At 63.1% G+C, this 14519-nt stretch carries 12 protein-coding genes; 9 read left to right on the top strand and 3 right to left on the bottom strand.

Translation table 11 applies throughout. The annotated features are described in order from the left end of the window. The first annotated feature begins 13 nt into the window (after nt 1–13). The 5 genes from HX851_RS25230 (at nt 14) to HX851_RS25210 (ending at nt 5814) form a co-directional block, all read left to right on the top strand. Entirely contained in the window at nt 14–550 is a 537-nt protein-coding gene (locus HX851_RS25230; protein ID WP_177065493.1) for a GNAT family N-acetyltransferase, read from the top strand. 60 nt (nt 551–610) lie between these two features. Beyond that, a complete protein-coding gene (locus tag HX851_RS25225) occupies nt 611–1594 on the top strand; it encodes a phosphoribosyltransferase (RefSeq protein ID WP_177065491.1) in 984 nt (327 codons plus the stop codon). Between the two features lie 68 nt (nt 1595–1662). Then, a complete protein-coding gene (locus HX851_RS25220; protein ID WP_177059461.1) occupies nt 1663–4026 on the top strand; it encodes a DNA polymerase II in 2364 nt (787 codons plus the stop codon). A gap of 216 nt (nt 4027–4242) precedes the next feature. Further along, nucleotides 4243–4491, top strand: a complete 249-nt coding sequence (locus HX851_RS25215) for a DUF2790 domain-containing protein (protein ID WP_177059459.1) — start codon at nt 4243–4245, stop codon at nt 4489–4491. A 93-nt stretch (nt 4492–4584) separates the two neighbouring features. Then, on the top strand, nt 4585–5814 hold the full coding sequence (locus HX851_RS25210; protein WP_177065489.1) for a cytochrome c biogenesis protein DipZ: 1230 nt from the start codon (nt 4585–4587) through the stop codon (nt 5812–5814). 464 nt (nt 5815–6278) lie between these two features. On the opposite strand, the gene HX851_RS25205 is transcribed toward HX851_RS25210, so the two are convergent. From HX851_RS25205 to HX851_RS25195, 3 genes are all read right to left on the bottom strand, one after another. Next, on the bottom strand, nt 6279–7901 hold the full coding sequence (locus HX851_RS25205) for a methyl-accepting chemotaxis protein (protein WP_256262463.1): 1623 nt from the start codon (nt 7899–7901) through the stop codon (nt 6279–6281). A gap of 230 nt (nt 7902–8131) precedes the next feature. Next, nucleotides 8132–10300 carry a hypothetical protein gene (locus HX851_RS25200; protein WP_177065488.1) on the bottom strand — a complete coding sequence of 723 codons (2169 nt, stop codon included), beginning with the start codon at nt 10298–10300 and terminating at the stop codon, nt 8132–8134. Continuing rightward, entirely contained in the window at nt 10297–10794 is a 498-nt protein-coding gene (locus HX851_RS25195; protein ID WP_177065486.1) for a CesT family type III secretion system chaperone, read from the bottom strand. The genes HX851_RS25200 and HX851_RS25195 overlap by 4 nt, the downstream gene beginning before the upstream one ends. Nucleotides 10795–11662: 868 nt before the next feature. Between HX851_RS25195 and HX851_RS25190 the strand changes: the two genes are divergently transcribed. The 4 genes from HX851_RS25190 to sctI all read left to right on the top strand — a co-directional run bounded on the left by HX851_RS25190 (nt 11663) and on the right by sctI (nt 14515). Next, nucleotides 11663–12646 (top strand): sigma 54-interacting transcriptional regulator, encoded by a 984-nt coding sequence (locus HX851_RS25190; protein WP_177059451.1) that lies wholly within the window; start codon nt 11663–11665, stop codon nt 12644–12646. A gap of 32 nt (nt 12647–12678) precedes the next feature. Further along, a complete protein-coding gene (locus HX851_RS25185) occupies nt 12679–13005 on the top strand; it encodes a type III secretion system major pilin HrpA (RefSeq protein ID WP_177059442.1) in 327 nt (108 codons plus the stop codon). Between the two features lie 58 nt (nt 13006–13063). Next, the gene (locus HX851_RS25180; protein ID WP_177059440.1) at nt 13064–14098 is read left to right on the top strand and encodes a hypothetical protein; all 1035 of its coding nucleotides are present in this window, start codon (nt 13064–13066) and stop codon (nt 14096–14098) included. Between the two features lie 162 nt (nt 14099–14260). Then, on the top strand, nt 14261–14515 hold the full coding sequence (sctI, locus tag HX851_RS25175) for a type III secretion system inner rod subunit SctI (protein WP_244861881.1): 255 nt from the start codon (nt 14261–14263) through the stop codon (nt 14513–14515). Nucleotides 14516–14519: the final 4 nt, after the last annotated feature.

The following is a 14519-nucleotide window of genomic DNA, read 5'->3' as shown; positions in this document are numbered from 1 at the left end:
TAAAGAGCACGTCATGCACTATCACTTCCGCTTGGCCGCCGATCAGGATGTCGACACCCTGGTCCACTTGATCAATGCTGCGTATCGCCCTGCCGCCGACCTCACCGGCTGGACCCATGAGGGCGCCATCCTCGACGGGCCGCGTATCAACGCCGGGCAACTGCATGAATCCCTCGCCACCCAGGGCGTGGTCCTGCTGGTGATGGAAATCGACGATGTGCTCACCGCCTGTGTCGAGGTCCAGCAGCAGGGCGACGACGCCTATATCGGTACCCTCGCTGTATTGCCGGGGCAGCAGAACAGCGGTATCGGCAAGATGATGCTGGGCGCGGCCGAGGCCTATGCCATCGAGCAGCTCAAGGCCTCGCGCCTGGTGATGAGCGTGCTGTCGGGGCGTGTGGAACTGATCAACTTCTATGTTCGACGCGGTTATGTCCGCAGCGGCAAGCTGCAGGATTTTCCGCTGGACGCCGGAGTCGGTGTGCCGAAAGTGTCTAGACTGGCCCTGGAGACGCTCTACAAGACGGTGCCGCACACTGCGGACGTCTGAATGTGCCGTGCCGTCAGGCAGCGGCCTCGACCTGCCCCGAGACTCGATGTGACCCCGCTCATGGATAAGCCCGTACTGCCGTTCTCCTATGAACAACTGGATCATTGGGTCGCATCGCTGCGTTCCCGCCTGGTGGACGAGGCCTTTGCCTGCGTGATCGGCATTCTGCGCGGCGGGGCGCCGCTGGCGCTGATGGTGTCGCATACCACCGGGTTGGCGCCGGCCTTCCTGCGCTATGAGCGCGCCAGTCGCACCGTGACCTGGGACTCGTCGCTGCCGCTGCCCGCGCCGGGCAGCAAGGTGCTGTTGTGCGAGGACATCGCCGGTGCCGGGCATACCCTCGCCGACTGTATCGCGTTCCTGCAAGGCCATGGTTTGACCCTGAAAACCATGACAGCCGGCTTCGACGATCTCAGCCGTATCCGCCCCGACTACAGCATCGATGGCCGGGGCGCGTTCCTGCTGTTCCCCTGGGAGCGCCATTCCCACACCACCGAATACCGCGCCCGTTGGCAGGCCACCGGCGGCGGCCTGACCGGCCGGGTGGGCGAAGACCATGAATACGAAACCTACGGCATCGACCTCGACGGCATCCTGCTGCCCGATATCGCCCCGCAGCGTTATGCCGCCGACCTGGGTCAGGCCTTGCGTGAGCGCGACCGCCTGGAACCCTTCGAACGCCCGGCCTGGCTGGCCTTGCCACGGGTCAGGGCGATCGTCACCGGGCGTCCGGAGATGGACCGCGAGCGTACCCAGCATTGGCTCGACCTGCACGGTTACGCCGGGATCACCCTGCTGATGCGCGATATTTCCACCTACGACGACAGCCCGGAACAGGTGGCTACCCACAAGGCCACGGCGGCCTTGCAGCAGGGCTGCACGCATTTTGTCGAAAGCGATGCGCAGCAGGCGATCCTGATCTCGACGCGCCTGCCGCTGTTGCGGGTGATCTGGTGGGATGCCCTGGTGCGCCGGGGGCGGTTGATCGGTGCCCATGAATGGAGCCACGCCCCAAAGTGGCAGGAAGGCGCACAACGGGCGTGAGAGAAAGGCGCCCCGGCGGGCAATGACGAGTAGAATTACCGCCCAGAATCAGTTTCGAGGTAGCGGTGGTGGATCTACAGCAGGGTTTTGTCCTGACCCGGCATTGGCGCGACACCCCCGCAGGGACGCAGGTCGAGTTCTGGCTGGCGACCGATGACGGGCCGCGCCAGGTGCGCCTGCCACCGCAACCCTCGGTCGCCTTTATCCCCGCCGCCCAGCGCGAACGCGCCGAAGCCCTGTTGCGCAACGAACGCGGCGTCGAGTTGCGTCCGCTGGAGCTGCTGGATTTTCATCATCGCCCGGTGCTCGGCGTCTACTGCCAGCAGCACCGGCAGTTGATAAATATCGAGAAACTGCTGCGTTCGGCCGGCGTGGATGTCTACGAAGCCGATATCCGCCCGCCCGAGCGTTACCTGATGGAGCGCTTTATCACCGCACCGGTGCTGTTCGGCGGCACCGCGAACAGTGACGGACCGTTGCTCGACACGCAGATGAAGCCGGCGCCGGACTATCGGCCACGGTTGCGCCTGGTGTCCCTGGATATCGAGACGACCATGCAGGGCGACCTGTATTCCATCGCCCTGGAAGGTTGCGGCGAGCGCCAGGTGTACATGCTCGGCCCGGAAAACGGCGAGGCCGGCGAGCTGGATTTCAAGCTCGACTACCGCCAGAGCCGTGGCGAATTGCTCGAAGCGCTGAACGACTGGCTGGCCCGCCACGATCCCGACGCGATCATCGGCTGGAACCTGGTGCAGTTCGATCTGCGGGTCCTGCATGAACATGCCCAGCGCCTGAAGGTGCCGCTACGCCTGGGGCGCGGCGGCGATGTCATGGGCTGGCGCGATAACGGCGCGCGCAACACCCACTATTTCGCGGCCGCCGCCGGGCGCCTGATCATCGACGGTATCGAGGCCCTGCGTTCGGCAACCTGGAGTTTTCCTTCGTTCAGCCTCGAATACGTGGCGCAGAACCTGCTGGGCGAAGGCAAGTCGATCGACAACCCCTACCAGCGCATGGACGAGATCGACCGTATGTTCGCCGAGGACAAGCCCGCCCTGGCGCGCTACAACCTCAAGGACTGCGAGCTGGTGACACGAATTTTCGACAAGACCCAGTTGCTCACCTTCCTGCTCGAACGTGCCACCGTCACCGGGCTGCCGACCGACCGCAGTGGTGGTTCGGTGGCGGCTTTCACCCACCTGTACCTGCCGTTGATGCATCGCCAGGGCTTCGTTGCGCCCAACCTCGGCGAACGTACGCCCGAGGCCAGCCCCGGCGGGTTTGTCATGGATTCGCGACCCGGCCTGTATGAGTCGGTGCTGGTGCTGGACTACAAGAGCCTCTACCCGTCGATCATCCGCACGTTCCTGATCGACCCGGTAGGCCTGATCGAGGGCCTGCGCCATCCCGAGGACAGCGAGTCGGTGGCGGGTTTTCGCGGCGCGCGGTTTTCCCGCACGCGGCATTGCCTGCCGGCGATCGTCGAGACGGTCTGGCAGGGGCGCGAGGCGGCCAAGCGCGAGCACAACGCACCGCTGTCCCAGGCGTTGAAGATCATCATGAACGCCTTCTACGGCGTGCTCGGCTCCAGCGGCTGCCGCTTCTTCGATACCCGGCTGGCTTCTTCGATCACCTTGCGCGGGCACGAGATCATGCGCCGCACCCGGCAACTGATCGAGGCCCAGGGCTACACGGTGATCTATGGCGACACCGACTCGACCTTCGTCTGGCTCAAGCGCGCCCATGACCAGGAAGACGCCGCGCGGATCGGCCGCTCGCTGGTGACCGGGGTCAATGACTGGTGGCGCGAGCAGTTGCACCAGGAGCACGGCCTGACCAGCGCCCTGGAACTGCAGTTCGAAACCCACTTCAGCCGCTTCCTGATGCCGACCATCCGCGGTGCCGAAGAGGGCAGCAAGAAGCGTTATGCCGGGCTGGTCACGCGGGCCGACGGCACCGAGGAGATGGTCTACAAGGGCCTGGAAACCGTACGCAGCGACTGGTCGCCGCTGGCCCAGGAGTTCCAGCAGGAACTGTACCTGCGCATCTTCAATCGCCAGCCCTACCAGGACTATGTGCGCGACTATGTGCGGCGTACCCTGGCAGGCGAGCTGGACCCGCTGCTGGTGTACCGTAAGCGCCTGCGCCGGCAACTGGGCGACTATCAGCGCAATGTCCCGCCCCATGTGCGGGCGGCGCGGCTGGCCGATGAATACAACGATGCCCAGGGCCGCCCACGGCAGTACCAGAGCGGTGGCTGGATCAGCTACGTGATCAGCCTGGCCGGGCCGGAGCCGCTGGAAGTCAGGCGGGCACCGATCGACTACGACCACTACATCACCCGGCAACTGCAACCGGTGGCGGATGCGATCCTGCCGTTCGTGCAGGACGATTTCAGCACCCTGATCGGCGGCCAGCTCGGGTTGTTCTGAGGCCGGCCGATATCGATCGTTCCGACGCAGAGCATGGGAACGATCAACGCCAGGTAGATATGTATTGCAATGTATCTGGGCCCGCCCGCGATACGTGCTTACTTCTGCGACCCGGCTCGCGAACACATTGGAGATACCTCAAGGGCATTCAATAGGTTCCAGGGAGACAGGCATCACTGTCGCCAACCTATTGAATCCAACCTTGAGGAAATCCCCATGAAACTGAAGGCCCTCTGCACTGCCGGCCTCTTCAGCGCCCTGAGCATCCTGGCCGTTGTCGCACCGGCCCAGGCCTCTGCTCACTCTGCCAGCGCCAAGCCGGATATCCAGCACGTGCTGTCGGTCGTCACCGACGGCACCGGCAATTGTGGTGTGGTCAACGCTCATATGACCTACCTGGACTCCCGCGGCCAGCAGGGCACCTTCGACTACCGCAAGTTCGCGGACTGCGACCAGGGCAATTGATCCCCGGCCGTCCTGTTTGTGATTCTCTTCGTCCACGCGTGAAATCGGCTTCCACGACAACCGGTTTCACGCTCGCCTCTATCGGGTGACGCCATGCTGCTTATCGCTTTTCTGGGCGGGATACTGACGGTCCTCAGCCCTTGTATCCTGCCGGTTGTACCCTTTCTATTCGCCCGCGCGGACCGTTCGCGCGCGTCGGTCCTGCTGACGCTGCTCGGCATGGTGTTGACCTTCGCGCTGGTCTCCAGCCTGGCGGTGGTCAGCAGCGAGTGGGTGATCGAGGCCAACAATGCCGGACGCCAGATTGCCCTGGTGGTGATGGCGCTGTTCGCCCTGTCGTTGATTTCCGCCCGCGCCGGTGCCTGGCTGTCACGGCCATTCGTCATGCTGGGCAATCGCATCGATCCGGCGGCTCGCCAGTTGTCCGGGCCTTTGGCTTCCGTGCTGGTCGGTGTCGCCACGGGATTGCTGTGGGCGCCGTGTGCGGGGCCGATCCTGGGCGTCATTCTCACCAGCGCGATGCTGCAAGGCGCTAATGCGCAGACCAGCCTGTTGCTGCTGGCCTATGGGCTGGGCAGTGCGTTGTCCCTGGGCACGCTGATCTTTGCCGGTCGCGGCCTGGTCAACCGGCTCCGGCCGTCGATTCCGCTGACCGGCTGGCTGCGGCGTGGCGCTGGCGTGGCGGTGCTGTTGTCGGCCGTGGTGATCTCCACCGGCGCGGATAACACGCTACTGGCGGGCACCTCTTCCCAGGGCGCCGCCACGGTGGAGCAGAACCTGCTGAAGCAGATTCCCCGGGCCATCGACTATGTGATCAGCAAGGCCAATGCCGCCACGGCGGTCGACCTGGAGTCCAAGGGCGCGATGCCGTCGCTGGCGGGTGCGGTGGAGTGGCTGAACTCACCGCCGCTGGATCGCGAGTCCCTGCGCGGCAAGGTGGTGCTGGTGGACTTCTGGACCTTCGACTGCATCAATTGCCTGCACACCCTGCCGTATGTGAACGGCTGGGCGAAGAAGTACGAGAAGGACGGGCTGGTGGTGATCGGCGTGCATACGCCTGAGTACGCCTTCGAGAAGATCATCGGCAATGTGCGCCAGCAGGTCGTCAAGCTCGGTATCGGCTACCCGGTGGCCATCGACAACGACTACAAGATCTGGCGCGCCTTCGACAACCAGTACTGGCCGGCCCACTACCTGATCGATGCCAAGGGGCAGGTGCGCTACAGCCATTTCGGCGAGGGCCGTTATGACGAGCAGGAGCAGGTGATCCAGACCTTGCTGCAGGAGGCCAGGGGTGCTGCGCCAGCGAGCGGCGCCGGCTGAGCCCGGCAGGGTTGTACCGATCGTTCCCACGCTCCGCGTGGTAACGCCTCTCCGGACGCTCCGCGTCCGCTCTTGTGACGCGGAGCATCACGGGCTGCATGTCCACGGGGACCGTGGGAACGATCAATGTGTGCTTCGGCGTGAAGGCGTGTGTTTCGGTCGAAAATGAAAAAGCCCCGGTCGAATGATCGGGGCTTTTTCTTGAGAAACCGTTCAGGGCATTGCAGGTTTCAAGCACTGCGATCAGCGTGATGATCCGCATCGCCGGCCGCCATGCGACGTTCCAGCAACCGATCAGAACCGCCTTCGGCCACGCGCCGCTCCAGCAATCGATCAGAACCGCCTTTTGCCAGTTGCTGCGGGTTGACGTGGCTGAATTCGGCAGCGGGACATTGGCCGAAGCGACATTCGACAACGTGCCTCAGTGTATGGCGGGGTACTGCGTACACAGTCCGATACGTGGCTCAGATCGAGAAACGTGCCACCAGCCCGTGCATGTCCGCCGCCAGGCGCGACAACTCGGCACTCGCCACCGAAGTCTGCTGGGCACCGCTGGCGCTGTGCATCGACAGGTCGCGGATACTGCTCAGGTTGCGGTCCACGGTGCGCGCCACTTCGGCCTGTTCTTCGGAACCGGCGGCAATGCGCAGGTTCATGTCGTTGATCTGGCCGATGGCGCCGGCGATCTCCGTCAGTGCCGCGCCGGCCTCATGGGCGATGCGCAAGGTGTCCCGGGCTTCCTCGCAGCTGTCCTGCATGGCCCGGGTCACCTGCTCGGTGCCCTGGCGGATGCGCTCGATGATCTGCGCGATTTCCCCGGTCGATTGCTGCGTGCGCCCGGCCAGGGCGCGGACTTCATCGGCGACCACGGCAAAACCGCGACCCTGTTCGCCGGCCCGCGCCGCCTCGATAGCGGCGTTCAGGGCCAGCAGGTTGGTCTGTTCGGCAATGGTGCGAATCACCTCCAGGACCTGGCTGATGTCCTGCGATTGCGTCGCCAGTTGCTGCACATCAGCGCTGGTGTTCTGCACTGTCGAACTCAATTTCTCGATGGCGACGACGGTGTGCATGACCCGGTCCGAACCGGTCTGGCTCGACTCGCCGGAGGAGCGCGCCGCCGTCGAGGCCGAGGCGGCATTGCGTGCCACATCGTTGACCGCCACGGTCATCTGGTTCACCGCCGTGGCGGCCTGTTCGATCTCCTGGTTCTGCCGTTGCAGGCCGCGGCTGGATTCGCCGGTCACCGCGCTCATTTCTTCCGCCGCCGAGGCCAGTTGGGTCGACGAGTCACCGATCAGGCGGATCGTATCGCGCAGGTTGCCCTGCATGGTACGGGCCGATTGGAGCAGGGCCGACAGTTCGTCCTTGCCCTCGATCACGATCTCGCTGCGCAGGTCGCCACGGGCAATCGTATCGTTGATCGACAGGGCATATTTCAACGGCACGGTGATACTGCGGGTGAAACAGTACGCCAGGACCAGGGTGGCCAGCGAGGCGAAGATGATCATGGCAATGGTGAAGTCGAGGCTGACGTTGTAGGTGTGCGCCGAGTCGAGCCCGGACTGCCTGGCCTTGTCGATATTCAACTGCACCAGTTGGTCGATGGCCTGTTGCATCAGCTTGTTCAGCGGCACCTGTTCGTCCAGCAGCAACGCGCCTTCGGCGTACTGACCTTTCTGGCTGAAATCGATGCAGCTGTCGGCCAGCCGGGTCAGGCGCTGGATACCGTCGCTGACCACCTTGAACAACTGTTGCTCGTGCTCGTCGCTGATATAGGCGCTGTAGTCCTGCAACTGGCCGAGCAGGGTGGTGCGAAACGCGCGGATGTTCTCGATGGTGGCGTCCTTGGTCGACGCATTGGACTGGGCGATCAGCCGACGACTTTCCAGCAGCAGCTTCAAGGCGGTCGAGTTGACCCGGTCGGCGGCGATGACGCTGGCCATCGAGCGTTCCTCGAGTTGGGCCGCCAGGGTGCGGATGGCGCTCATGTTCCACAGGGACACCAGTCCCAGCACGATCAGCAGCGCAGTGATGACGGCGAAGCTGAGGGCGGAGCGGACAGGGATCTTCAGATTCCTCAACAGCATGACAACCGGCTCCTGGACTGCGCCAAGTGAAAGTGGGTATTACGGGATGTTTCAATGATGGCACGATAATGTTGCCGTTTCGGGGCGGTGCTCATTGTATTAACTAATGCCTTCCATAGTTTTTTCGTGGGGTTGCCGGGGGTCGGGCTAGGTGCCCGAAACGAAATAGCCGCCGCTGTCCCCCTTAAGCGGGTCGGCGGCGGCTATGTCCAGAGGTTGCTTGTCGATGTTCAGGTGGCTGGATAGGCACCCGGCGGTTGTGGGTCGTCGCTCTCCTCGGTGGTTGCCGGTGTCGCGGCAAAGGCCTGCTGGACGCTGTTCTTCAGGCCGGCCAGTGCCGCAGGGGCGGTCTTGATCAGTTGCGGGGCGTTTTCGATCAGTTCGGTCGGTACCTGCGAGGCCACCTGCAGGCCGCCACGCACCCGGTGGAAGGTGTTCTCGGCGACGCGTCCGGCGGTGCCCGGCAGCGTGCCGTGGGCCAGGTCGGCCCGGTCGGGATCGAGGATGTTCTGCACGGCCGAGCGTGTCCGCGGGAAGGCGCTCGCGGTCGATTCAGCGGGCGCTCCCGGCAAGGCCTGGCTGTCCGCCCTGGCCTTGAGTGCGGCGCTGTGGGCCTTGGATTCCGGGCCGGACTGGAAGCTGGCGTAGGCCGGAATCAGCAAGGCCGGCGAGCCCATGGCGGCGAGCATCACCTGGCCGAATTTCTGTGCCGGGCCGGCAGCGCCGACCGCACGCCCGGCGGCGCCGACCAGGGCTGCCGAACCCAGTCCCAGATAGGAGCCGAACGTCTTGCTCAGCAAGCTCTGGCGCACCTCGGTATCGCTTGGATTACTGGCCAGTACCGCGTCGCCGGCGGCTTTGGCCAGGCGTTGTGAAAGTGGTTTGTCGACCTGTTTGAAGGTGTGGGTGGGCAGCTCGCGGCCCCGCTCGTCGGTGGCCGTGCTGCGCAGTTGCATGCTCGATTGCACACCGCCCATCAGCACGCCGCCGCCCATCGAGGCGAGTGTCCGCGGGCCGACATTGTTGACGTGCAGTTGCGGGGCGGCGAAGCCGAGGCCGCGGCGAATGGCCTGGGCCGTGGCGAAGGAGCCATAGGCCTGCAGTTCACCGAGGCCGGTACCGTTCTTGTTGGCCTGCTGGGCATTCTTGTGCTGGCCGCGCAGTGTCTCGACCGCGGTCTTGGCCTGTGCCTTCGCTTCGGCGTCCGGGGCCTGGATCACCCCGCCGATGCTGATGCGCGGGTTGGGGTTGGGGATCACTTCACTGGCCTTGACCGGTGCCAGGCTCCAGCCGCCGACCAGTTCCTGGCCCATGGGCTTGAGCAGGTTGGTGCCCACTTCGTGGGCGGCGGCCATCACCGCGCCGGTGGCGAACAACTGCACCGGCAGATTGTCCGGAATCGCCGCCTCGACGGCGGCCCGGGCGAAGCCGAAGGCCAGGCCGGACGCGAGCATCTGCGGCACCGCACCGGCGACAAAGGCCTTGGTGGTCGCGGCCCAGCCGTCGTTGGCCTGATGTAGGTCGGCGAGGGTTACGGGCAGGCGGGCGTTGTCCAGGGCGTCCTTGAAGTCGCCATTCTGGCTGGTCTGTTTCACCAGTTCCTTGAGCTGCTGGTTGATGCCTTCCCACTCAGCGGCGGGCTGGTTCAGGTGGCGCAGTGCGTCGACCGTGGCCTGGGCCTTGCTCTGCGCTTGTTTCAGGGCCTGGGGGATTTCGTTGGCCACCTGCGCGGCGTGGCGGGCAAAGGCCTGTTCGCTGCGCAGTACCTGGGCGCGGTCGGCCTCGGGCAGACCGGGCCGGGCGAGCACTTCGGCGTATTGCGCGGCCTTGCCGGCAAACAGCTCGGTCTGTTGTGTGATCGCCTGTTCCAGAACCTGGCCGTACGCCGCCAGGTCCGGCGCGCCGGGGTTCTTGCCGAGTTCGCCAAGGGCCTTGTGCAGTTGCAGGCGGGTGTCCCGCGCACTGTCGGCCAGGGCATCGGGGAGCAGGAAACGGCCTTGCTCGTCGCGCTCGGGAAACAGCTGGGCGTTGATGATCGGGAACGCGGCCCGGGGATGTTCTTCGAGGTATTTGCCTTCCAGGATCATCCGCGCCTGGCACTGGTCCAGATTGTCCAATACCGGCTTACCCGTGTGCAGGGCGTGCGCCAGGGTCTGGGCCTGGCGGGCCAGGGACGGCGACGGGCGCAGTTGCTCCGAATAGGTTTTCAGCGTGGCGCTGGGCTGCCGCGTATCACCCGCGGGTGCCAGGGCGGGAGGCGCCTGGCGGTTGGACGAGAGCCGGGCGAGGGGGATGTCGTTGCTGTTCGCCGCATCCACCGGTGCCTCGGCAATCGCCTCTGGCCGAGGCTCCAAAGGGCGGTGGACAGTGCTTGAGGATGGACCGTAAATGCTGCTCATAGGGCCCTCGCGCCGGATGTCAGGCGGCCTGTGGCCAGGGTGGTGGAGCGCCCCGGCAGTGTTTGCGGGCGGTTGTCCTGGTCGCTGTCATCGTTGAGAAAACCGGTCTGGCGCCAGGCCTGGGCGTATTCGGCGAAGTGTCCCATCAGGCCCAGCAGGTGCGTTGCCGAGGTGTCCGCCAGGGCCAGGGAGCTGTTCAACAGGACCCGTCCGGTCTGTTCGTTGTGGGAAAAACTGCTGCTGTAGCGACCGTCGAACAGATAGAAATTGGTCTCGAGCAGGCGCAGCAGGACCGCCTCGCGCCGACGTGCCGGCAATGGCCCGAAATCACCGTGAAGCACCACGTTTCCTGGGCCGGGGGCGTCCACGTAGTGCAGGGAAAAGTCCACGTCCCTGACCGTCAGTCGAGTGTTCTCGTATAGCACGGCGGTGGGCGGGATAAGGCTCAGTCGGCAGATCTCGTCGACCAGTTGCCGGTAGTTCTCGATGGCCATGTTTCTTGTTCTCCGGGCATCACGCGCGTACCTTGGTGCCGGCGCATGATGGGGCGGGCTTGGGTGGTGGTGGCCTCGCCGATGGGAAAACCGGCTTGCTCGCAGATGAGTGGTTCGCCAGGTGAAATGGGTTCCATAAAAAATCCCCATGGCACTTCCCGGATCGACGCGATGGTATCTTTAGTGCTGGCACTCTAAAGTTTGTAATGCCAGTGCTTTGACATTGCCCGGGGTTTCACCAGTATTTTGTCCGTTGCCCGGTATTTGAACTTCGGTGTTCGAAAACGGGGCAAGAAGAGAATAACTCGCACTGGGATCTGTTAATTTAAGATTACGGTTGACAGGCATAAGTACGAATGTATTCTTTCGCCCACTACCGGGCACCAGCATGCTCGGCTGGCCTCTGTTATCGTGTGATGCCGATCTTTATCGGTAAATGGAGCGTGAATGATAAGGTGGCCTTTCAAACGTCTGTACGAAATGTTCAAAAAGGACCAGTCAGAATTTTTTGTGCGCGCGTTCTTGTTTTAATACTTTGTTAATAGATCCGAGTTTCGAATGGTGTTAGCGGAAAACGAATTCGCTGAATATCAGTACTCGTCGGTTCTGTTTCAAGTATAGGGCAATCATGTTGTCTTAAATAAGCGGCTTGCCAAATTTTGGGCACTTAAAGCCTGTTCTGATGTTTTTTTGGCGTTGTGGAAAATAAAAACATAATGGATTTTTCTGCTCGGTAACTTGTTCCGAGTGCGGGGTTCTGTTCGCAACAGCTGCCGGTGTGATGGAAATGTCACCAGGTGGTTACAAAGGAAGCGACGGCCCTGCCTGGCGGGGAATTTAATTGAGCGGACCGATCTGGAGATCGTAGATGGGTGTGTACGATTGCTTTGATTGTGAGCTTGACTCCGAGAAGGAGATTCCCAATATAAAGATCATTGCGCAAAGTACGTCTCAACTGGGCATCGATCTGTTGCTCTCGGGTGAGACAGGCACGGGCAAGGACACCCTGGCCCAGCGTATCCACGGGCTTTCCGGGCGCAATGGTCCCTTTGTGGCGATGAACTGCGCGGCGATTCCCGAATCCCTGGCCGAGAGCGAATTGTTCGGTGTGGTCAGCGGCGCCTTTACCGGCGCCAGCCGGTCGCGCATGGGCTACATCGAGGCGGCCCAGGGCGGCACTCTCTACCTCGACGAGATCGACAGCATGCCGCTGAGCCTTCAGGCCAAGCTGTTGCGTGTGCTCGAAGTGCGAGCCATCGAGCGCCTGGGGTCGACCACCGTGATTCCGCTGGATCTGTGCGTGATCGCTTCGGCGCAGCGGCCCCTGGGGAAAATGGTCGAAGACGGGTTGTTTCGCCGCGACCTGTACTTTCGCCTCAATGTCCTGACCATCCAGTTGCCGGCGTTGCGTGAGCGCCGCGACCAGATCATTCCGCTGTTCTCCAAGTTCGCCAGTGCTGCCACCCGCGATCTCGGCCGGGGCCAGAAGCCGTTGAACGCCTCGCTGGCGCAGATGCTGCTCAGTCATTCCTGGCCGGGCAATATCCGCGAGCTGAAATCGGCGGCCAAGCGCTTTGTACTGGGCTTCCCGTTGCTGGGTGGCGATGCGCCGGACGATGTCGAGGGGCAGACCCTCAAGGCGCAGATGCGAGTGATCGAGCGTACGTTGATCCAGGAGGCGCTCAAGCGCCACGGGCAGTCCGTGGACGCGGTGAGCATGGAGCTGGGCGTGCCGCGGCGGACCCTGTACCACCGGATCAAGACCCTGGATATTTTCCTGAAGAACGACGGCCTGGAAAAAAAGATGGAACTCAAATCGCTGGGGGTTCCACTCATGGATATCCCGCACTGACGTGGGTGACCAATCAGGAGTTGTAGAAGATTATGAAACTTCCAGGTATCGGCGGTATGGTGAATTCGGCGGTCAATGGTTTCAACTCTGTCAAGGAAACCGCCAACTCTATCCAGGGTAACGCGCAGAACCAGTCAGCGGCGGCGGATATGTCCGGTGGTGGCAAGGCCGCTGACGCACAAATGAAGATGATGCAGATGCAGGACGAGCAGTCCGCGCGCAATATCATGTTGCAAGGCCAGGCGGCCATGCAGACCGAGCAGCGCAACACCCTGCAGGCCATCAGCTCCGCTCAGACTGACGCCGCGAACAAAGAAATCTCGAACGTGGCACAAACCGCCAAGGGCATCAGCTATTAATCATCCCCCGGCCCCCTGATTGTTCAGGGGGCATTGTGATCGTTAGCGAGATTCTTCCATGCTAAATTCTGTTTCCAGCTCTGCCGGTGCATTCGGGCGGATAGGCACTGTCATTCCGTCAGCTTCAACTTCGGACGCTTCCGCTTCGCCCCAGACCCTCAAGGGCGTTATCGAAAAGTTAAGCAATGCCTTAATGTCAGGAGGCCATCTTTCCACCGATTCGCCGTTGGGGAAGATGGTTGAACAGCAACTAAAGAAAGATAATCCGCTGGCGGCATTAACGGGCAATAGCGATATCGGTGCGGTTAAAAAAGCATTGGGTGAAGTTATCAAGGACAAGCTGGGCAGCAACTTCGGTGCTGCCGCCGACGCCGGTATCGGTGGCGGCAAAGGCGGTCCTGACCTGCTGTCGCAGGTCATGCGCGGCCTGGGCAAGGCGTCCCTGGATCACGCCCTGACCGACAAGGGCGACGGCTCGACATTCTCCAGTGCCGACAAGCCGATCCTGCAACAGGTCGCCGACTACATGGACAAGAACAAGGCGGTGTTCGGTGCGCCCGATTCCGGTTCATGGAGCAAGGAGCTGGACGAGGACAACTACCTCGACAAGGGTGAAACGGCGAAATTCAGGGCCGCGCTCGACCAGATTTCCCAGAAATTGGACGGCGGCGATAACGCCGGCGATGCCTCGACCCAGCCGGCCAATGCCGGTGGCCTGGGCAGCCCGCAGGGCGCGTCCGATGGCGGCGGCCTTGGCGGCCCGCAAGAGGACCTGTCCGGCAACGGCGGCCTTGGTACTCCGCAGCAGGAGCCTGCCGACAACGGCGGCCTGGGTAGCCCCCAGCAGACATCGCCACGGGGTGATCTGGCCAAGGTCGTGCACAGCCTCGAAGACCAGTTGGAGAAGTTGCTGGGCGCGAAGAATCCGATGGATATCTTCAAGCAGGGCCTGGAAATGGGCATGGGCCTGGCCAGTGGCTTGCAGTCCGGTGGCGGTGGCCTGGGGCATCATCTGCAGCAGCATGATCTGCAGAACTCCGCTGCCCAGGCTGCGCAAAACATCCTCGACGTGATGACCAGCAACCTGGGCTGAGGCCCGGGTCGCTGTTGCGTTATTCCACCATTCGACATCGTCTGCCGGAGAAGTCCCGTGAGCCTAGCCCCCATCCACTCCTTCAAGGGTTTGCCCGTCGACCATGAGCAAGGGCTGGTTTCCGGGCCCGCGCAGGCGGATGTCGACCTGTTCAGCAACGCCATGCGCCAGGACCACGGGGTCTCCGGGCACCTGGCCGACGGCATGGTCAATGCCATCTCCGACCGCCTGCAGTCCCAGGGCCGCCTGTCCGAGCAAGCCATGCGGGCGATGAAAGTCGCCGCCGGTTCGGCCGACCCGATGGACGTGGTCAAGATGAGCCGCTCCCTGTCCCAGTACTCCCTGCAAATGGCGATGACCACCAAGGTGGTGAGCAAGGGTGCCCAGGCACTCGACAAGCTCACCAACCTGCAATAGGACC

The organism is Pseudomonas gingeri (assembly GCF_013385635.1).
GTDB lineage: Bacteria > Pseudomonadota > Gammaproteobacteria > Pseudomonadales > Pseudomonadaceae > Aquipseudomonas > Aquipseudomonas gingeri_A.
This window is presented reverse-complemented; position numbering and strand designations above follow the sequence as displayed.

What these genes read in the sequence shown, in the direction of transcription:
- HX851_RS25230 (WP_177065493.1), top strand. Translation starts at nt 14, where the DNA reads ATGCACTATCACTTCCGCTTGGCCGCCGATCAGGATGTCGACACCCTG.
- HX851_RS25225 (WP_177065491.1), top strand. Translation starts at nt 611, where the DNA reads ATGGATAAGCCCGTACTGCCGTTCTCCTATGAACAACTGGATCATTGG.
- HX851_RS25215 (WP_177059459.1), top strand. Translation starts at nt 4,243, where the DNA reads ATGAAACTGAAGGCCCTCTGCACTGCCGGCCTCTTCAGCGCCCTGAGC.
- HX851_RS25210 (WP_177065489.1), top strand. Translation starts at nt 4,585, where the DNA reads ATGCTGCTTATCGCTTTTCTGGGCGGGATACTGACGGTCCTCAGCCCT.
- HX851_RS25205 (WP_256262463.1), bottom strand. Translation starts at nt 7,901, where the DNA reads ATGCTGTTGAGGAATCTGAAGATCCCTGTCCGCTCCGCCCTCAGCTTC.
- HX851_RS25200 (WP_177065488.1), bottom strand. Translation starts at nt 10,300, where the DNA reads ATGAGCAGCATTTACGGTCCATCCTCAAGCACTGTCCACCGCCCTTTG.
- HX851_RS25195 (WP_177065486.1), bottom strand. Translation starts at nt 10,794, where the DNA reads ATGGCCATCGAGAACTACCGGCAACTGGTCGACGAGATCTGCCGACTG.
- HX851_RS25190 (WP_177059451.1), top strand. Translation starts at nt 11,663, where the DNA reads ATGGGTGTGTACGATTGCTTTGATTGTGAGCTTGACTCCGAGAAGGAG.
- HX851_RS25185 (WP_177059442.1), top strand. Translation starts at nt 12,679, where the DNA reads ATGAAACTTCCAGGTATCGGCGGTATGGTGAATTCGGCGGTCAATGGT.
- HX851_RS25180 (WP_177059440.1), top strand. Translation starts at nt 13,064, where the DNA reads ATGCTAAATTCTGTTTCCAGCTCTGCCGGTGCATTCGGGCGGATAGGC.
- sctI (WP_244861881.1), top strand. Translation starts at nt 14,261, where the DNA reads ATGCGCCAGGACCACGGGGTCTCCGGGCACCTGGCCGACGGCATGGTC.